Source organism: Kitasatospora sp. NPDC127035 (genome assembly GCF_042726075.1).
Taxonomy (GTDB): domain Bacteria; phylum Actinomycetota; class Actinomycetes; order Streptomycetales; family Streptomycetaceae; genus Kitasatospora.
In genome coordinates this window covers 33,814-51,624 of record NZ_JBHXDN010000053.1, presented here as the reverse complement: position 1 = coordinate 51,624, position 17,811 = coordinate 33,814, and the positions used below count along the sequence as shown (strand labels likewise).

The 17,811-nt window shown below is 74.2% G+C and carries 18 protein-coding genes and 1 riboswitch; of the genes, 10 read left to right on the top strand and 8 right to left on the bottom strand.

Annotated features, from left to right (window positions below):
- Nucleotides 1-35 precede the first annotated feature (35 nt).
- Complete coding sequence (locus ACFWIC_RS29320) at nt 36-779, top strand: endonuclease/exonuclease/phosphatase family protein (RefSeq protein WP_380520415.1); 744 nt, start codon at nt 36-38, stop codon at nt 777-779.
- Nucleotides 780-862: 83 nt separating this feature from the next.
- Here the strand turns inward: ACFWIC_RS29320 and ACFWIC_RS29315 are convergent, their stop codons facing one another.
- Nucleotides 863-1,600 carry a hypothetical protein gene (locus ACFWIC_RS29315; protein ID WP_380520414.1) on the bottom strand — a complete coding sequence of 246 codons (738 nt, stop codon included), beginning with the start codon at nt 1,598-1,600 and terminating at the stop codon, nt 863-865.
- Nucleotides 1,601-1,610: 10 nt separating this feature from the next.
- Entirely contained in the window at nt 1,611-2,405 is a 795-nt protein-coding gene (locus ACFWIC_RS29310; RefSeq protein ID WP_355406931.1) for an alpha/beta fold hydrolase, read from the bottom strand.
- A 247-nt stretch (nt 2,406-2,652) separates the two neighbouring features.
- Between ACFWIC_RS29310 and ACFWIC_RS29305 the strand changes: the two genes are divergently transcribed.
- The 3 genes from ACFWIC_RS29305 (at nt 2,653) to ACFWIC_RS29295 (ending at nt 5,526) form a co-directional block, all read left to right on the top strand.
- Nucleotides 2,653-3,498 carry a lysophospholipid acyltransferase family protein gene (locus tag ACFWIC_RS29305; RefSeq protein ID WP_380353492.1) on the top strand — a complete coding sequence of 282 codons (846 nt, stop codon included), beginning with the start codon at nt 2,653-2,655 and terminating at the stop codon, nt 3,496-3,498.
- Nucleotides 3,499-3,536: 38 nt separating this feature from the next.
- A complete protein-coding gene (macS, locus tag ACFWIC_RS29300) occupies nt 3,537-4,742 on the top strand; it encodes a MacS family sensor histidine kinase (RefSeq protein ID WP_380353398.1) in 1,206 nt (401 codons plus the stop codon).
- Nucleotides 4,743-4,833: 91 nt separating this feature from the next.
- On the top strand, nt 4,834-5,526 hold the full coding sequence (locus ACFWIC_RS29295) for a response regulator transcription factor (RefSeq protein ID WP_329882176.1): 693 nt from the start codon (nt 4,834-4,836) through the stop codon (nt 5,524-5,526).
- A 118-nt stretch (nt 5,527-5,644) separates the two neighbouring features.
- Here ACFWIC_RS29295 and ACFWIC_RS29290 read toward each other — a convergent pair whose 3' ends face one another.
- On the bottom strand, nt 5,645-7,579 hold the full coding sequence (locus ACFWIC_RS29290) for an anthranilate synthase family protein (RefSeq protein ID WP_380353394.1): 1,935 nt from the start codon (nt 7,577-7,579) through the stop codon (nt 5,645-5,647).
- A 243-nt stretch (nt 7,580-7,822) separates the two neighbouring features.
- On the opposite strand from ACFWIC_RS29290, the gene ACFWIC_RS29285 reads away from it, so the two are divergent.
- Nucleotides 7,823-9,235, top strand: coding sequence for a class II 3-deoxy-7-phosphoheptulonate synthase (locus ACFWIC_RS29285; RefSeq protein WP_380353392.1), 1,413 nt, complete (start codon nt 7,823-7,825; stop codon nt 9,233-9,235).
- Between the two features lie 196 nt (nt 9,236-9,431).
- On the top strand, nt 9,432-9,707 hold the full coding sequence (locus tag ACFWIC_RS29280; RefSeq protein WP_329952021.1) for a (2Fe-2S)-binding protein: 276 nt from the start codon (nt 9,432-9,434) through the stop codon (nt 9,705-9,707).
- A gap of 8 nt (nt 9,708-9,715) precedes the next feature.
- Here the strand turns inward: ACFWIC_RS29280 and bfr are convergent, their stop codons facing one another.
- Nucleotides 9,716-10,195, bottom strand: coding sequence for a bacterioferritin (gene bfr / locus ACFWIC_RS29275; protein WP_329882172.1), 480 nt, complete (start codon nt 10,193-10,195; stop codon nt 9,716-9,718).
- Between the two features lie 210 nt (nt 10,196-10,405).
- Between bfr and ACFWIC_RS29270 the strand changes: the two genes are divergently transcribed.
- The gene (locus ACFWIC_RS29270) at nt 10,406-11,044 is read left to right on the top strand and encodes a molybdopterin-dependent oxidoreductase (protein ID WP_380353387.1); all 639 of its coding nucleotides are present in this window, start codon (nt 10,406-10,408) and stop codon (nt 11,042-11,044) included.
- Nucleotides 11,045-11,075: 31 nt separating this feature from the next.
- Here the strand turns inward: ACFWIC_RS29270 and pknB are convergent, their stop codons facing one another.
- The 4 genes from pknB to thiO all read right to left on the bottom strand — a co-directional run bounded on the left by pknB (nt 11,076) and on the right by thiO (nt 15,118).
- The gene (gene pknB, locus ACFWIC_RS29265; RefSeq protein WP_355406943.1) at nt 11,076-12,830 is read right to left on the bottom strand and encodes a Stk1 family PASTA domain-containing Ser/Thr kinase; all 1,755 of its coding nucleotides are present in this window, start codon (nt 12,828-12,830) and stop codon (nt 11,076-11,078) included.
- Between the two features lie 128 nt (nt 12,831-12,958).
- Nucleotides 12,959-13,756: a thiazole synthase gene (locus tag ACFWIC_RS29260; protein ID WP_329882170.1), complete on the bottom strand. Its 798-nt coding sequence runs from the start codon at nt 13,754-13,756 to the stop codon at nt 12,959-12,961.
- 1 nt (nt 13,757) lies between these two features.
- On the bottom strand, nt 13,758-13,967 hold the full coding sequence (thiS, locus tag ACFWIC_RS29255) for a sulfur carrier protein ThiS (RefSeq protein ID WP_329882169.1): 210 nt from the start codon (nt 13,965-13,967) through the stop codon (nt 13,758-13,760).
- The gene (gene thiO, locus ACFWIC_RS29250; RefSeq protein ID WP_329952022.1) at nt 13,964-15,118 is read right to left on the bottom strand and encodes a glycine oxidase ThiO; all 1,155 of its coding nucleotides are present in this window, start codon (nt 15,116-15,118) and stop codon (nt 13,964-13,966) included. Before thiO ends, thiS begins: the two co-directional genes overlap by 4 nt.
- Nucleotides 15,119-15,121: 3 nt before the next feature.
- Nucleotides 15,122-15,234, bottom strand: a riboswitch (TPP riboswitch).
- 119 nt (nt 15,235-15,353) lie between these two features.
- On the opposite strand from thiO, the gene ACFWIC_RS29245 reads away from it, so the two are divergent.
- Genes ACFWIC_RS29245 through thiE form a run of 3 tightly spaced genes read left to right on the top strand, consistent with a single transcriptional unit; the run spans nt 15,354 to nt 17,630 of the window.
- Nucleotides 15,354-16,562 (top strand): NAD(P)/FAD-dependent oxidoreductase, encoded by a 1,209-nt coding sequence (locus ACFWIC_RS29245; RefSeq protein WP_380520413.1) that lies wholly within the window; start codon nt 15,354-15,356, stop codon nt 16,560-16,562.
- Between the two features lie 52 nt (nt 16,563-16,614).
- The gene (locus tag ACFWIC_RS29240; protein ID WP_329882166.1) at nt 16,615-16,980 is read left to right on the top strand and encodes an Rv2175c family DNA-binding protein; all 366 of its coding nucleotides are present in this window, start codon (nt 16,615-16,617) and stop codon (nt 16,978-16,980) included.
- Nucleotides 16,980-17,630 carry a thiamine phosphate synthase gene (gene thiE / locus ACFWIC_RS29235; protein WP_380520412.1) on the top strand — a complete coding sequence of 217 codons (651 nt, stop codon included), beginning with the start codon at nt 16,980-16,982 and terminating at the stop codon, nt 17,628-17,630. Before ACFWIC_RS29240 ends, thiE begins: the two co-directional genes overlap by 1 nt.
- Nucleotides 17,631-17,811 lie beyond the last annotated feature (181 nt).

Genomic DNA, 17,811 nt, shown 5'->3' with positions numbered 1-17,811 from the left:
GGTCGTCCCCGAGGACGCCCCAGGGGAGGACCGCCATGACCACCGGACCGGCCGATCTGCCGCCGCCCGGGCCGCGCCGGCTGCGGCTGCTCAGCTACAACGTCCGCTCGCTGCGGGACGACCGGAACGCCCTGGTCCGGGTGATCCGGGCCTGCGCGCCGGACGTCGTCTGCGTCCAGGAGTCGCCCCGCTACTGGCGGCCCGAGGGGCAGGCCGCGTGGCTGGCCCGGCGGACCGGGACGGTGATCCTCTCCGGCGGCGGCCGGATCGCCGCCGGCCCGCTGCTGCTCGGCCGGCCCGGCGTCGAGGTGCTGGCCGTGCACGACCGGCTGCTGCCGAAGACCCGCGGGCTGCACGCGCGCGGCTTCGCCACCGCGCTGCTCCGTACCCCCGGTGCGGCGCCGTTCACCGTCACCACCTGCCACCTGAGCCTGGACGCGGACGAGCGGTTCCGGCAGTTCGGGCTGCTGCCCGAACAGCTGCGGTACGCCGGATCCGGCGTCGTGGCGGGCGACTTCAACGAGCACCCGGACGGGCCGGGCTGGCGGATGCTGGCCGGGCGGCTGCAGGACGGGTACGCGGTCGCGCCGTGGGGCGGCGAGATGACGTCCGTCCCCGACAACCCCTACCAGCGGCTCGACGCCGTGTTCGCCACCCCGGGCGTGCGGGTGCTCGCCTGCGGGGTCCCGCACGGGCTGCCCGGCGTCACCGGGGCCGACCTGCGGGCCGCGACCGACCACCTGCCGGTACTCGCCGTCCTGGAGCTGCCGGCGGGCTGACGCGCGGCGGCACCCGCCCGCGCCGGCCCGCACCGGTCGGCGCCCGCCGGGGCCGGCCCGCGTCGGGCCGGTACCCGGCCGGATCAGACGACGGCGCCGCCGTGCGGGTCCTCGGGCTCGTCCTCGTCGTGCTCCTTCATCCGGACCACCAGCGTCGCGAAGCCGCCCAGGAAGGCGGCCACCCCGAGCCAGGCCGGCCAGCCGGAGACCTCGCGCCAGACCACCGCGTCGAAGAGCAGCAGGGCCGGGCCGCCGAGTACGGCGAGCCAGGCGAACTTGGCGGTGGTGTCGGCGGTCGGCAGCGGCGGGGGCTCCGGCGGGACGAAGTGGTCCTCCTCGGTCCCCTCGGTCAGCTCGAAGTCGCGCGGGCCGGACCCGGCGGCCGGCATCACCGGCCGGTTGGAGCGGGGACGCGGCTGGGGCGCCAGGTCGGCGAGGTCGCCCGGCTCGGCGGGGCCGCCGCCGTCCTTGAAGCCGCCCTTGAGCTCGCCCCGCGCCCGGAGGTTCTCGATCTCCGGCCAGTTCGGGTTGTTGAGGTCGACCGGGTCGTCGAACTGGGCGACCAGCGCGGCGAAGATCTCGTCCTGCTCGGCCTGGCTGCGTTCGGGCGCGCGCCGCACCCGGGGCGGCTCGGCGGCCCCGGCGTCCTGCGCGTCCGCGGTGCCCCCCTGCGTACGGGTACCGGCCTCGTCGCCGCCCGCCTGCCCGCCGTCCGGCTGCTCGCCGCCGGCCTTCCCGCTGCCGGCCTTCCCGCCGTCGGTGGCCGCGCCGTCCTCGCGGGGTGACTCGTCCCCGCCGCCCGCCGTGCTGCTCTCGTGCACTTCCGGCCCTTCAGCCTTGGTGATCGTCGGATTCCACCCGGGTGACGCCCGCCGCTTGCGCGGGAGCCAGCCGTCGGATGAAGTCCAGGCTGGCCGCGAATATTTCCGCCGCGTCGTGGTCCAGCGTCGCGACGTGGTAGCTGCGCTGGCACAGCCGCTCCGCCACGTCGGTCGAGGATATCCGGGCCAGCACCAGTTCGGAGTTGGCCGCCGAGACCACGTGGTCCTGCGGGCTGTGGAAGAGCAGGACCGGCTGGGTCACCTGTGGCAGCCGGTGCTGGACGTCCTTCCAGAGCAGGCTCAGCGACCAGGCGGCGTGCAGCGGCGTCCGGTCGTAGGCCAGCTCGGCCGCCCCGGCGCGGGCGATGTCGTCGGCCACCCCGGGCAGGCTCGGGACCAGGTGCCGCAGCACCGGCAGAAGCACACTCGCGGGGTTGTCCGACCGCACCGACGGGTTGACCAGGACCAGGCCGGAGATCACCGACCCGTGCACCGCGGCCAGCCGCAGCGCCAGCCCGCCGCCCATCGAGAGCCCGCACACGAAGACCTGCTCGCACTCCGCGGCGAGTGTCAGCAGCTCGCGCTCGACCTCGGCGTACCAGTCCTCCCACCGCGTCTGCTGCATGTCCTCCCAACGGGTGCCGTGCCCCGGCAGCAGCGGCAGCGCGACGGTGTGCCCGGCCGCGGCCAGCTCCTCCGCCCAGGGGCGGAGCGACTGGGGCGTGCCGGTGAACCCGTGACAGAGCAGGACGCCCACCGGTCCGCCCGGGTGGCGGTACGGTTCGGCGCCGGGCAGCAGCGGCATGGCGGGCTCCTTCGCGGGCGGGGACGCTGGAGAGGTGACGCCGGCCCGCGCCGGTGCGCGCTGGTCGGTGCACCGGTACGGGAGGCTGCGGAAACCGCATCGTCCCACGGGCCCGCCCGCGCCGTACACCCCCGCCTGACACCCCGCCGGACACCCCGGCGGGGCGGGGCGGGGCACGGGCGGGCACCGAAGGGCATTAGGATCGACCGGTCCGCAATACAGGAGGCCCGGGTTGTTCTACCGACTGATGAAGATGATCGTCGCGCCACTGCTACGGATCTTCTTCCGGCCGTGGATCGAGGGTGAGGAGAACATCCCCACCGAGGGTGCCGCGATCATCGCGAGCAACCACCTCTCCTTCTCGGACTCCTTCTTCTTCCCCGCGCTGATCAAGCGTCGGGTGACCTTCATCGCGAAGGCCGAGTACTTCACCACCCCGGGCCTCAAGGGCCGGCTGACCGCGGCGTTCTTCAAGGGCGTCGGCCAGCTCCCGGTGGACCGCTCGGGCGTGCGCGGCGCCGGCGAGGCGGCGATCCGCTCCGCGATCGCGGTGCTGGACCGCGGCGAGCTGTTCGGCGTCTACCCGGAGGGCACCCGCTCGCCCGACGGCAAGCTGTACCGCGGCAAGGTCGGCGGTCTGGCCCGCGTCGCGCTGGCCACCGGTGCGCCGGTCATCCCGGTCGCGATGATCGACACCGAGAAGGTGCAGCCGCCCGGCCAGGTGGTCCCGAACTTCGGTATCCGCCCGGGCATCAGGATCGGCCGCCCGCTGGACTTCTCCCGCTACCACGGCATGGAGAACGACCGGTTCATCCTCCGTTCGGTGACGGACGAGGTGATGTACGAGATCATGCGACTCTCCGGCCAGGAGTACGTGGACGTCTACGCGACCGCCGCCAAGCGGCAGATCGCCGACGACAAGAAGCGTGCGGACGCCGAGCGCAAGGCGGTCCAGAAGGCCGAACAGGCCGCCGCCAAGGCCGAGAAGGCCGAGACGGAGAAGGCCGAGACGGAGAAGAGCGAGCAGGCGGAGGCCGACAAGGCCGCCGGACAGGCGCAGGACCAGCAGCAGAAGGAGACCGGGCCGGCCTGAGCAGGGCACCGGCCGGGCGTCGGGGGAGGACAGCGGGGATGACGGACGACGGCAGAACCGGGGCGGTCGGCGGGGCCGTGGCGGCCGGCGGCATGTCCGTCGAACACCCGCTCTGGCGGGCGATCTCCTTCTTCCGGGTGCTGGCGCTCGCCTACGCCCTGATCCGGTACTTCAACTCCTACCTGGAGTTCCTGCACCCCGTCGCCGGCTGGATCTACCTCGGGGCGCTGACCCTCTGGACGCTGGCCTCCACCCGCGCCTTCTCCGGCCCGCTGCGCTGCACCTGGTACGTGCTCGGCACCGACCTGACGCTCGCCGTCACCGGCATCGTGATGAGCGGGCTGACCGACGCGCCGTCCCGGATCAGCCACGGTGCGCCCACCCTGCCGACCATCTGGGCCGCCGGTACGGTGCTCGGCTTCGCCGGCCGCGGCGGCTGGCGCTGGGCGGCGGCGGCCGGTTCGGTGATCGGGGTGGCCAACATCCTCGGCCACGGGGGCCCGACCGGCGACAACATCCACAACATCGTGCTGCTCATGGTGGCCGGCTGCGCGATCGGCTACGTCATCGAACTGGCCCGGGCCAGCGAGGCGACCCTCACCCGGGCGCTCCAGGTCGAGGCGGCCACCCGGGAGCGCGAGCGGCTCTCCCGGGACATCCACGACGGGGTGCTCCAGGTGCTCGCCCTCGTCCAGCGCCGGGGTGCCGAACAGTCCGGCGGGGGCCCCGACTTCACCGAGCTCGGCCGGCTGGCGGGGGAGCAGGAACGCGCCCTGCGCACGCTGATGAGCGGCGGTCCGCTGCCCGCCCAGCGCGAGCCGGCGCAGCCGCAGGACCTGCGCGACCTGCTCACCCCCTACGCGGGCGAGCGGGTGACCCTCTCGGCGCCCGGCACACCGGTGCTGCTGCCCGCCGCCGCCGCCGGCGAGCTGGCCGCCGCCGTCGGGGCCGCGGTGGACAACGTTCGCCGGCACGCGGGGCCCGGGGCCGGCGCCTGGATCCTGGTCGAGGACGAGCCGGAGGCCGTCACGGTGTCGATCCGCGACGACGGCCCGGGCTTCGCACCCGGTCGGCTAGGTGAGGCGGAGCGGGCCGGGCGGCTCGGCGTCTCCCAGTCGATCCGCGGCCGGCTGCTGGACCTCGGCGGCACGGCCGAGCTGTACTCGTCGCCGGGGGAGGGCGTCGAGGTCGAGCTCCGTGTCCCGCGCAGCGGTGTGCGGGACGTTCCGCACGGCGTCCGGTGAGAGCGCCGCGCGCCCGGTCCCGGGGTGGCTCCTGCGGCTTCCGGAAGACCTTCCGCCCGTCCGTGCAACCTGCCCTGAGAGGGTGCCGACCATGAACGACCGACCGACCGACCCGCAGCCGGCCGATCGGCCGGTGCGGGTCATGGTGGTGGACGACCACCCGATGTGGCGCGACGCCGTCTCCCGCGATCTCGCCGAGTCCGGCTTCGACGTGGTGGCCACCGCCGGTGACGGGGAGGAGGCCGTCCGCCGGGCCCGTGCCTGCTCCCCGCAGGTGGTGGTGCTCGACCTCAACCTGCCCGGACTGTCCGGCGCCGAGGCCTGCCGTCAGGTGGTCGCCCAGGATCCGACGGTGCGGGTCCTGGTGCTCTCCGCGAGCGGCGAGCACGCGGACGTGCTGGAGGCGGTGAAGTCCGGCGCGACCGGCTACCTCGTCAAGTCGGCCGGGCGGGAGGAGCTGCTGGACGCGGTGCGCCGCACCGCCGTCGGCGACGCGGTCTTCACCCCGGGCCTGGCCGGGCTGGTGCTGGGGGAGTTCCGCCGGCTGGCCGCCGAGCCGGCCGCCCCGACGGCTCCCGCCGTCCCGCAGCTCACCGCCCGGGAGACCGAGGTGCTGCGACTGGTCGCCAAGGGCCTGTCCTACCGGCAGATCGCCGACCGGCTGGTGCTCTCCCACCGCACGGTGCAGAACCACGTCCAGAACACCCTGGGCAAGCTCCAGTTGCACAACCGGGTCGAGCTGGTCCGGTACGCGATCGAGCAGGGGCTGGACGACGAGATCTGACCCGGCGCCCGGAGCCTGACGGGACTGGACGGGAACTTACGGGACCTGACGGGGCGTGCGGCGGCCGCGTGCGGACCGGGCGGGGGCGCGCTGCGGCGGGCCCCCGCCCGGGGCGGGGTCAGCGGGTGACGGCCGACGCGTCGCGCAGCAGCCCGGCGACGATCCCCACGCCCTCCCGGGTGAGCACCGACTCCGGGTGGAACTGGAGCCCGGCGAAGCCCGGTCCGCGCAGCGCGTGCACGTCCCCGGTCAGCGGGTCGCGGGAGACCTCCACGCCCTCGGCGGCCAGCCGGGCCGCGTCCTCGGCCGAGCAGCGGGCGGTGAAGGTGTTGTAGAAGCCGACCGTCCGCCTGGTCCCGAAGAGGTCGACGGTCTCCTGGGCCCCCTGGTAGGGCACGTCCTTGCGGGCCAGCGGCAGGCCGAGCGCGGCCGACAGCAGCTGGTGGCTGAGGCAGACGGCGAGCAGCGGCGCGGTCCGCCGGCCGGCCCGGACGGCGGCGAGCGCGTCGGTGACGATCGGGCGCAGCACGGCCATCTTCGGGTCGTCGTCGGCGGCCGGGTCGCCGGGGCCGGGGCCGAGCACCAGCGGGCCGGGGTGGGCGGCGACCCGCGCGCGCAGGCCGGGTTCGTCGTACCGGACCACGGTGACCCGGTGGCCGAGCGAGGTCAGCAGGTGGGCCAGCATGGCGGTGAAGGTGTCCTCGCCGTCGACCACCAGGGTCTCCAGCTCCTCGGTGACCTGCGCGGGCTGCTGCATCCGCAGCCAGAACGGGGCCAGCCCGGCGCGCCGGGCGTCCAGCGCGGCCTGGACGCGGTGGTCGTCGCCGAGCCGCGGGCCCGTCGGGCCCGGGCGCCGGGAGGGGGTGGGGCGGGCGCCGATCGCGGTGAGCACCCCGGCCGCCTTGGCGTGGGTCTCGGCGACCTCGGAGTCAGGGTCGGAGTGCCGGACGAGGGTCGCGCCGACCCGGACGGCGAGGCGGCCGGTGGCCGGGTCGATGTCGGCGGCGCGGATGCAGATCGGTGAGTCGAGCAGCTGGCCGCCGCTGGCGGAGCGGCCGATCAGGGCGAGCGCGCCGGAGTAGTAGCCGCGCCCGCCGCGCTCGTACCGGCGGATCACCCGGGTCGCGTTCTGCACCGGGCTGCCGGTGACGGTGGCGGCGAACATGGTCTCCTTGAGCACCTCGCGGACGTCCAGCGAGGTGCGGCCGCGCAGCTCGTACTCGGTGTGCGCGAGGTGGGACATCTCCTTGAGCCGGGGGCCGAGGACCTGACCGCCGAGGTCGCCGACGGTGCACATCATCTTGAGCTCCTCGTCGACCACCATGGTCAGCTCCTCCAGCTCCTTGGCGTCGTGGAGGAAGGTGAGCAGCGAGTCGAGGTCGGCGCCGGCGGCCGGGTAGCGGTAGGTGCCGGAGATGGGGTTCATCACGACCGTCCCGCCGCTCTGCCGGACGTGCACCTCGGGCGAGGCGCCGACCAGGACGCGTTCGCCGGTGTGGACCAGGAAGGTCCAGTAGGCGCCGCGCTCCTGCTCCAGCAGACGGCCGAAGAGGGTGAGCGCCAGAGCGGGGGAGAAGTCCTCCAGCGTGGCGGTGAAGTCGCGCCTGATGACGAAGTTGGCGCCCTCGCCGCGTCCGATCTCGTCCTCGATCACCCGGCGGACGATCGTGGCGTACTCGTCGTCGGCGATGTCGAAGGCACCGCCGGTGAGGGTGACGGGGGACCGGGGGAGGGCGTCGGCCAGGTCGGCCAGCGGCACGGCGTACTGCTCGGTGACCGAGAGCGCCTGGAGCGGGGCGTCGTCGTCGTGCGCCTCGAAGCCGCGTTCGCGGATCTGCCGGTAGGGGACCAGCGCGAGCAGGTCGTGGACGGGGCCGTCGGCGGGGACGCCGTGGCGGACCGGCAGGTCGGCCAGCCGGTCGTACCGGCCGACGGTGCCGAGCAGGACCTCGACGGTGTCCGGGGCGGTGCGGGGGGTGCGGCGGTGCAGCAGGGCGAAGGCCGGTGCGTCGGGGCCGGTGAGACGGGCGAGGAGATCGGCGGCGCTGGTCACGGTGCGGCGTTCCTTCCGGGTCGGTTGCGGTGCTGGAATCCGCTCCCGGGAGGGTCGTCCGCTGAAACGCCGACGGCCGCCCCGAGGGGCGGCCGTCGTGTTCGTCTAGGAACGCGCGATACGTGGGCCACCCAGGGGGTCGGCCCACCACCAGGAGGAGGTGCGCGGTGCGTTCACGGGATCGAGCCTAGCGGATGGCACGGGTGGCCGGGTGAGGAGGATCACCGGAAATTTGTCCGGCGGATGTCTCACCCCTCGGGCAGTGGTCACAAAACGGTCGGCGCACCCCGTAGCCTTGCCCGTGTGACCGTGACGACTGAGACATCCCGGATTGGCCACTCCTGGCAGTCCCTGCCCGCGGCGCAGCAGCCTGAATGGCCGGACCAAGAGGCTCTGCGCAAGACCCTTGCCGAGCTCGCCTCGTATCCGCCGCTCGTCTTCGCCGGTGAGTGCGACCAGCTGCGCGCCCGGCTCGGTGCCGTGGCCCGAGGTGAGGCGTTCCTCCTTCAGGGCGGCGACTGTGCCGAGGCCTTCGACGGCGTCTCGGCCGAACACATCCGCAACAAGCTGAAGACGCTGCTCCAGATGGCGGCCGTGCTGACGTACGCGGCCTCCGTCCCGGTGGTGAAGGTCGGCCGCATCGCCGGCCAGTACTCCAAGCCGCGCTCCAAGTCGACCGAGACCCGCGACGGCGTGACCCTGCCGGTCTACCGCGGTGACTCGGTGAACGGCTTCGACTTCACCCCGGAGTCCCGGATCCCGGACCCGGAGCGCCTGAAGCGGATGTACAACGCCTCCGCGGCGACGCTCAACCTGGTGCGCGCCTTCACCACCGGTGGCTACGCGGACCTGCGCCAGGTGCACGCCTGGAACCAGGACTTCGTGCGCAACTCGCCGGCCGGCCAGCGTTACGAGCAGCTCGCCCGCGAGATCGACAACGCGCTGGCCTTCATGAACGCCTGCGGCGTGGCGCCGGAGGAGTTCAAGACCGTCGAGTTCTTCTCCTCGCACGAGGCGCTGATCCTCGACTACGAGACCGCGATGACCCGGGTGGACTCCCGGACCGGCGATCTGTACGACGTCTCCGGCCACATGGTCTGGATCGGCGAGCGCACCCGCCAGCTGGACCACGCGCACATCGAGTTCGCCTCGAAGGTGCGCAACCCGATCGGCGTGAAGCTCGGTCCGACCACCTCGGTCGACGAGGCGCTCACCCTGATCGAGCGGCTCGACCCGGAGCGTGAGCCCGGCCGGCTCACCTTCATCACCCGGATGGGCGCGGGCAAGGTCCGCGACCACCTGCCCACCCTGGTGGAGAAGGTCACCGCCTCCGGCGCCCAGCCGGTCTGGATCTGCGACCCGATGCACGGCAACACCTTCGAGGCGTCCAGCGGCCACAAGACCCGCAGCTTCGACGACGTGCTCGACGAGGTCAAGGGCTTCTTCGAGGTGCACCGCGCGCTCGGCACCCACCCGGGCGGCATCCACGTGGAGCTGACCGGCGACGACGTCACCGAGTGCGTCGGTGGCGGCGACGAGGTGCTGGTCGACGACCTGCACCAGCGATACGAGACGGCCTGCGACCCGCGGCTCAACCGCAGCCAGTCGCTGGACCTGGCGTTCCTGGTGGCCGAGATGTACCGCGGCGGGAACTGAGCGTCCGCCCCGGGCCGCCCGGGCCGCCGCCGAGCGGCGCACCGCGCGGACGATGTGACGAAAGCCCCTCCGGATTCGGGACTCCCGAGTCCGGAGGGGCTTTTTCGCACCCGGATCGCCGGGTAAGGTGAGGCTTAGTGAGCTAAGGCAATCCTTAGTCAAGATCCATTCCGCTTCACCCCCGGGAGAGACCGCGATGTACGTGTGCATGTGCCATGCGGTCACCGAGGCCCAGGTGAAGAAGGAGATCGACGCGGGCGCCAACACGCCGCGCCAGATCGCCAAGGGCTGCAAGGCGGGCACCGACTGCGGCTCCTGCGTCCGCCGGATCCAGGCCCTGCTCGGCGAGCACGGTGCACGGCCCTGCCCCACCGCCCGGCTCGCCGTCAGGCTGGGGCTCGCCGACCCGGAGGCGCCCGACGAGCCGGCGGTCGCTCCGATGGGCCCGATGGCTCCGCTGCGCGCGGCCTGAGCCGGGACTCAGGACTCCGGCTGCTCGATCAGCTGGGCGAGGTACAGCGCCTCCCCGAGCCTCTCCAGCAGTTCGAGCTGGGTGTCGAGGTAGTCGATGTGGTGCTCCTCGTCCGCCAGGATGGACTCGAAGATGTTGGCCGAGGTGACGTCGTTCTTGGCCCGCATCACCACGATCCCGCGCTTCAGCCGGTCGATCGCCTCGACTTCGACCTGGCGGTCGGCCTCGAACATCTCCTTGACCGTCTGACCGATCCGGACGTGGAAGAGCCGCTGGTAGTTGGGCAGGCCGTCCAGGAAGAGGATCCGGTCGGTGAGCACCTCGGCGTGCTTCATCTCGTCGAACGACTCGTGCCGGGTGTACTTCGCGAGCTTCGTCCAGCCGAAGTTCTCCTGCATCTTGGCGTGCAGAAAGTACTGGTTGATTGCGGTCAGCTCGGCGGTGAGCTGCTCGTTCAGGAACTCGATGACTTCTGCGTCGCCCTTCATGGCGCTGCCTTCCTCTGTGCGTCCGGGAAACCTCGGCCGTACCCTCCGGCTGCACGCATCCTGGCACCGCGGCGGGAGGAAATTCCAGTAAGTTCACACTCACTAGGACATGTGTCGGAATATCCGATTTGCTTGTCCGTTGGCCCGTACGGGCGGGGCGTGCGGGCCTGGAAAGGGGCGCGCGCCGGGCGCCGTCCGCCGTCTGTCACCATGGGATCCATGGGTCAGTCCGAACAAGAACCGCCGCCGCCGTCTGACCCGAGGCTCCCCCCGGGCCAGCGCGCCCGACGCGGCTGGCCTGCGCTGCACTACGGTCCGGTGCCCCGCTTCAAGCCACTGACGTGGGACCTCCAGGTGTTCGGTGCGACCGCCTCGGCGGAGAAGCACAGCTGGGACTTCGACGGGTTCACCGCACTGCCCCGCACCACCGTCCGTGCGGACCTCCACTGCGTCACCAAATTCTCCGTGCTCGACAGCGAGTGGACGGGCGTGTCGGCCTCCGTCCTGCTGGAGCTGGCACCGCCGGCCGAGGACGTCAGCCACGTCATGGTCTGGGCCGAGTACGGCTACAGCGCCAACCTGCGGCTCGCCGACTTCGCCGACCCGGCGACGATCCTCGCGACCCACCGCAACGGCGAGGCCCTCACCGCCGAGCACGGCTTCCCGGTCCGGCTGGTCGTCCCCGGCCGGTACGCCTGGAAGGGGCCCAAATGGGTCCGCGCGGTCGAGTACATGCGGGCCGACCGGCGGGGCTTCTGGGAGGAACGCGGCTACCACAACCTGGCCGACCCCTGGCAGGAGCAGCGCTACTCCCACCAGGAGGAGCCGGGCGACGGGCCACTGCGCTGACCGCGCGGGCGGCCCGGCCGGCCGCGGCCGGCTAGAGGAACGGGAACGTGACCGTGACCACGGTGCGCTGAGGACGGCGCTCCCCGGCGGCCGGCGACTGGCCGGAGACCTTGCCGGTGCCGAACAGGTTCACCCCGCTGCTCTGCATGGCGAACCCGGCGGCCTGGAGCGCCTTCTCGGCCGCCTCCTTCGACATCCCGGCCACGTCCGGGACGGCCACCATGCCCTTGCTGACCACCAGCGAGACCGGCGTGTTCTCCGCGACCTGCTGCCCGGCCGCCGGTGAACTGCTGATCACCGATCCCTCCGGGACGGTGTCGCTGTGCGTCTCGGTCACCGTCCCGGCGGCCAGTTGCGCACCGGCCAGCGCCGAGGACGCCTGCGCGGACGGCTTGCCCGCCAGCTCGGGCACCGCGATCCGCTTCGGCCCCCGGGACACCGTGACCGTCACGGTGTCGCTCTTCCGGGCCCGCGCGCCGACGCCCGGGTCGGTGGAGATCACCAGCCCCGACGGCACGGTCTCGCTGTACACCTCGGTGAACCGGCCGTGCATGTCGGCGCCGTCCAGGATCCGCTGGGCCTCGGCCCGGTCCTTGCCGAGCACCCCCGGCACGGTGCCGTACAGCGCGCCGGAGAGCGCGTACGTGGTGCCGCCGACCAGCAGCACCAGGGCGGTCAGCACGGCCGTCCAGATCAGCGGCCGGCGGGGGAGGCGGCGCAGCCGGCCGGGGGCCCGGCGGGAACGGACCGGCGGCGGCTCGTCGTACGGGCGCGGCTCGGCGAGCAGCTGCTCCATCACGTCCGGCGGCACGTCCAGCACGCTGGTCCGCTCGACCGGGCGGCCGGCGGCGATCACCGAGGTGGGCTCGGCGGTCGGGTACTGCGGGCTGGGCCGGGTGGAGGCGGGCGGTTCGGCGTCCAGCTGGTCCGGGGTGAGCGTGCGGCGCACCCGCTGGAGGGCGGCGAGCAGCTCGACCGCGTCGTGGGGGCGGGCCGCGCGGTCGCGGGCGCAGGCGCCGGCCACTATCGCGTCCAGCCCGGGGCCGACGCCGGGCACGTCGGCGGAGGGGGCCGGAACGTCCTCGTGCAGGTGGCGGTACATCACCTGGACGGGGTTCTCGCCGGTGTGCGGACGGTGTCCGGTGAGCATCTCGTAGAGCAGGATGCCGGCCGCGTAGACGTCCACCCGCTGGTCGGTCTCGTCGCCCGGTCGGATCTGCTCGGGCGCCAGGTAGGAGACGGTGCCGAGCACGGTGCCGGCGGTCGCGGCGGTGGAGGCGCCGTCGGCGGTGTTCAGCACCCGGACCAGTCCGAAGTCGGCGACCTTGACCAGGCCGTCGTCGGTGATCAGCACGTTCTCGGGCTTGACGTCGCGGTGGACCAGGCCGGCCCGGTGGGCGGCGCCGAGCGCGGCGAGCACCGGCTCCAGGATGTCCAGCGCGGCCCTGATGGAGAGCGCGCCGCGGTCGCGCAGCAGGTCGCGGAGGGTGCCGCCGGGGACGTACTCCATGGCGAGGAAAACGTTTCCGCCGTCCGCGCCCTGGTCGAAGACGTTGACCACGTTCGGGTGGGCGAGCCGGGCGACGGCCTTGGCCTCGCGGATGAACCGGGTCGTGAAGGCGGTGTCGCCGGCGAGCGTGGGGTGCATCACCTTGAGCGCCACGACCCGGTCGAGCCGGCTGTCGGTGCCCTGGTAGACGGTGGACATGCCGCCGGCCGCGATGCGCCGCTCGACCAGGTACCGGCCGTCGAGCAGGGTACCGATCAGGGGGTCGCGCAGTGCCATGTCCACCCGGCGAGTCTAGGGCTTGGGCCCCGGCCGGCCCCGGGAGGCACCGCTCCCGGGGCCGGTCTGTGCCCGGTTCGTGACACCGTGCGGCGGCGCCGGTGCCGGGGCCGCGTCGGAACGCCGGGTCAGAACGCCGGGTGCTCGCGGGTGTCCAGCTCGGCCCGGCCGGCCATCGCCGAGGAGGCCTCGGCGTGGAAGCGGCGCGGGATCCGGCCGGCCCGGTAGGCCAGCCGGCCGGCCTCGGCGGCGTGCCGCATCGCGTCGGCCATCAGCACCGGGTCCTGGGCGCGGGTGACGGCGGAGGCGAGCATCACGGCCGCGCAGCCCAGCTCCATCGCGAGGGCCACGTCGGAGGCGGTGCCGGCGCCGGCGTCCAGGATCACCGGGACGCCCGCGCTCTCCACGATCAGCTGGAAGTTGTGCGGGTTGCGGATCCCCAGGCCGGAGCCGATCGGGGAGCCGAGCGGCATGATCGCCGCGCAGCCGACGTCCTCCAGCTTCCGGGCCAGCACCGGGTCGTCGTTGGTGTACGGCAGGACGGTGAAGCCGTCGTCGACCAGGATCTCGGCGGCGTCCAGCAGTTCGATCGGGTCCGGCAGGAGGGTCCGCTCGTCGGCGATCACCTCCAGCTTCACCCAGTCGGTGCCGAGCGCCTCGCGGGCCAGCCGGGCCGTCAGCACGGCCTCGCCGGCGGTGAAGCAGCCCGCGGTGTTGGGCAGCACGCGGATGCCGTTGCGGGTCAGGACGTCGAGGACCGAGCCCTGGGTGGCGGCGTTGACCCGGCGCATCGCCACCGTGGTCAGCTCGGTGCCCGAGACCCGCAGCGCCTGCTCCAGGACCTCCAGGCTGGGGGCGCCGCCGGTGCCCATGATCAGGCGCGAGCCGAAGGCGGTACCGGCGATGGTGAAGGCGTCGTCGGCCATGTCAGCCTCCCTGGACGGCGGTGAGGATCTCGATCCGGTCGCCGGCGGAGAGCTCCGTGCGCGGCCAGTCGGTGCGTGGCACCACGGTCTCGTTCAGCGCGGCGGCGACCCCGGAGTGGGCCCGGCTGAGCGTGGCCACCACCTCGGCGAGGGTGGTCGGGGCGGCGACCGTCCGGGGCTCGCCGTTGACGTGCAGGGTGATGTCGCTCATGCGGGGACCTTCGTGAAGCGGGCGGGGGAGAACGGCTCGGCGAGGTCCGGCGTCACGCCGGTGGCCAGGTACTCGGCGAGCAGGTCGCCGGTGACCGGGGTGAGCAGCACCCCGTTGCGGTAGTGACCGGTGGCCGCGACCAGGCCGGGCAGCGCGGTCGGGCCGAGCAGCGGCGCGTTGTCGGGCGAGCCCGGGCGCAGACCGGCGGCGGTCTCGGTCAGCGGCAGCTCGGTGATGCCGGGGACCAGCTCGTGGGCGTCGCGGAGCAGCTCGTACACGCCGCCGGCGGTGACCGTGGTGTCGTACCCCTGCTCCTCGCTGGTGGCGCCGATCACCAGCTCGCCGTTCTCCCGCGGCACCAGGTAGAGGTGCTGCCCGCGGACCACCGCGCGGACGTTGCGGGAGAGGAACGGCCGGTACGCCTCGGGGACCAGCAGCCGCAGGATCTGGCCCTTGACCGGGCGGATCGCCGGTAGCACTCCCTCCGGCAGCCCCGGCAGCAGGTGGCTGCGGGAGCCGGCGGCGAGGACGACCTGGTCGGCGGTGACGCTCTCGCCGGTGGACAGCCGGGCGCCGACGGCGCGGTCGTGCTCGACCAGCAGTCCGACGGCCTCGGCGCGGTGCAGGAGCACGCCTGCGCGCTCGCAGGCGCGCACCAGGGCCCCGGCGAGCCGGCGGCCGTCCACCTGGTGGTCGTCGGTGACGTGCAGGCCGCCGCGGACGCCCGGGGCGAGCATCGGCTCCAGCCGGCGGGCCTCGCGGCCGGTGAGCCACTGCGAGTCCAGGCCGAGCCTGCGGTGGAAGTCGTGCAGTTCGCGCAGTTCCGCGCGGTCGTCGGAGTCCAGGGCGACCGCGATCGTGCCGCACTGCCGGTAGCCGGTGTCCTGGCCGCCGCTCGCCTCGGTGAGCTCGGCGGCGAAGGCCGCGTAGCGCTCGTTGGACGCCATGCCGAGGCGCAGCAGCGGCTCCTCGCCGTACTGGAGCTCGGTGACCGGGGCGAGCATCCCGGCCGCGACCTGGGCGGCGCCGCCGCCGTGCGCCGGGTCGGCCACGACCACGCGGAGCCCGCGCTGGGCCGCCCGCCAGGCGACCACGAGTCCGATGACGCCGCCGCCTATCACCAGCACGTCGGCCTGGGCGCCTTTCGCCAAGCGTGTCAAAGTCGCTGCTCTCCCTTCGCCGGTATGACCCGGATCAGGTTCGGACGGTCGCAGGCCGTTCCAGCCCGCCTCTCAGCCCGGTACGCCGGGCTCCCGTGATGGTGCCCCCACCATAACTCCGGGGGGTGCGGCCGTTGAAGGCGCGTACGAGGGGCGGAACGGGCCCCGGGCGGGCCGCCCGGACCGGACCGGAGGGCCCGGGGCCGGGCTGGGTACAGTGACGGGCGTGGCGGACAAGAGCGGGGCGGACCGGACGGATCAGGTGGTCGTGGTCGGCGCGGGGCTGGCGGGGGCCCAGTGCGCCCTCGTGCTGCGGCGCGACGGCTGGCAGGGGCGGATCGTGCTGGTCGGCGCGGAACCGCACGCGCCGTACGACCGGCCGCCGCTCTCCAAGGACGTGCTGCTCGGCAAGGCCGACACCACCGCCCTCGACCTCGACTTCGGGCAGCTGGACGTCGAGCTCCTCACCGGCCGCCGGGCCACCGGCCTCACCCCCGGCGTCCTGCACACCGACGCCGGCGACCTGCCCTACGGCTCGCTGGTGATCGCCACCGGCGCCGAACCGCGCGCCCTGCCCGGCGCCGAGCGGGCCCACCTGCTGCACACCGTGGACGACGCGCTCGCCCTGCGCGCCCTGCTCCGCCCGGGCCTGCGCCTGGCGCTGGTCGGCGCGGGCTGGATCGGCGCCGAGGTGGCCACCGCCGCCCGGGCCGCCGGCTGCGAGGTGACCGTCGTCGAGGCGGGCCCGGCCCCCGTCCCCGGCGCCCTGCCCACCGAGATCGGCCGGGTGATGGCCGGCTGGTACGCCGAGGCGGGGGTCGAGCTGCGCTGCGGCGTGGGGGTCGCCGCCGTCGAACCGGGCGCGGTGCTGCTCGCCGACGGCTCGCACCTGCCGGCCGACGAGGTGGTGGTCGGCGTCGGGGCCCGCCCGGCGACCGGCTGGCTGGCCGGCTCCGGCGTGGAGCTGGACGCGGCCGGCGCCGTCCTGGTGGACGAGCGGCTGCGCACCGGCCTGCCCCGCGTCTTCGCGGCCGGCGACTGCGTCAGCTACCCCTCGGCGCGCTCCGGCGTCCGCCTGGCCGTCCAGCACTGGGACCACGCGCTGCAGTCCGCCACGGCGGCGGCGGCCTCGGTGCTCGGCACGGACGCGCCGCCGTACGACCCGGTGCAGTACTTCTGGTCCGAGCAGTTCGGCCGCAGGGCGCAGTACGCCGGGCGGCACGCCGAGGGCGACGAACTGCTCTGGCGCGGTTCGCCGGACGGGCCGGACTGGTCGGTGCTCTGGCTGCGCGACGGCGCCCTGCGCGCGCTGCTCGCCGTCGACCGCCCGCGCGATCTGACCCAGGGCCGACGGCTGGTCGAACGCGGTGCGGTGCTGGACAGGGCCCGTGCGGCGGACCCCGCGGTACCGCTGAAGTCGGCCGTCGCCGGGTAGTCCGCGGGGCCGATTGGTGCGCGGCGGGCCGCGGAGGTGGCAGTCTGGTGACGTGAGTGAGATCGAAAGCAAGATTGAAGCCCTGGTCACCGACTGGATGTACCTGCCCGACATCTCGGAGCAGTGGGGGGTCCGGGTCACCGAGGTGCGTGACATGGTCAAGCACGGCGGACTGATCGCCGTGCGCCGCGGCCCGAACAGGTCGCTGCAGGTCCCGGCCGCGTTCATCGACGGCACCGGGCTGGTCAAGCACCTGTCCGGAACGCTGACCGTGCTGCGCGACTGCGGCTACAACGACGTGGAGATCCTGGAGTGGCTCTTCACCGAGGACCCGTCGCTCCCCGGCAGCCCGATCCAGGCGCTGCAGGAGAACCGCGGCACCGAGGTCAAGCGCCGCGCCCAGGCGATGCTGATCTGATGGCGGCCGACACCCGGCGTCGGAGTCTCGCCGACGCCCGGCTCTACCTGTGCACCGACGCCCGCCGTGAGCAGGGCGACCTCGCCCAGTTCCTCGACGCGGCGCTGGCCGGCGGGGTGGACATCGTCCAGCTGCGGGACAAGGGCCTGGAGGCCAGGCAGGAACTCGCGGCGCTGGAGGTCTTCGCCGACGCCTGCCGGCGGCACGGCGCGCTGCTCGCCGTCAACGACCGCGCCGACGTCGCCCATGCGGCCGGACCGGACGTGCTGCACCTCGGGCAGGACGACCTGCCGGTGCCGGCCGCCCGCGCGATCCTCGGCGACGACGTACTGATCGGGCGGTCCTGCCACGCCGAGTCCGAGGTGGACGCGGCGATCGCGGAGCCCGGCGTGGACTACTTCTGCACCGGGCCGGTCTGGCCGACCCCCACCAAGCCGGGCCGCCACGCGCCGGGCCTCGGCCTGGTCTCGTACGCGGCCGGGCGGCCCACCGACCGGCCGTGGTTCGCCATCGGCGGCATCGACCTGGGCAACCTGGACGAGGTGCTGGCCGCGGGCGCCCGCCGGGTCGTGGTGGTCCGGGCGATCACCGGCGCGGACGACCCGGGGGCCGCGGCCGCCGAGCTCGCCCGCCGGATGCGCGCCGTCTAGCCGAAGCCGGGCGGCCGGGCGGGGGCCCACGCCCGGGACCGCCGTCCGGGGTACGGGCGTCCGCGGTACGGCCGTGGGGGGGGGGGGCCCCCGCCCGCACCCCGACCCGCCCCCTGCCCCCGCCCGCCGCCGCCGGCAGGGAAGTCGGGCGGTGGGGGGCACGGGCACCGCCAGCCGGCCC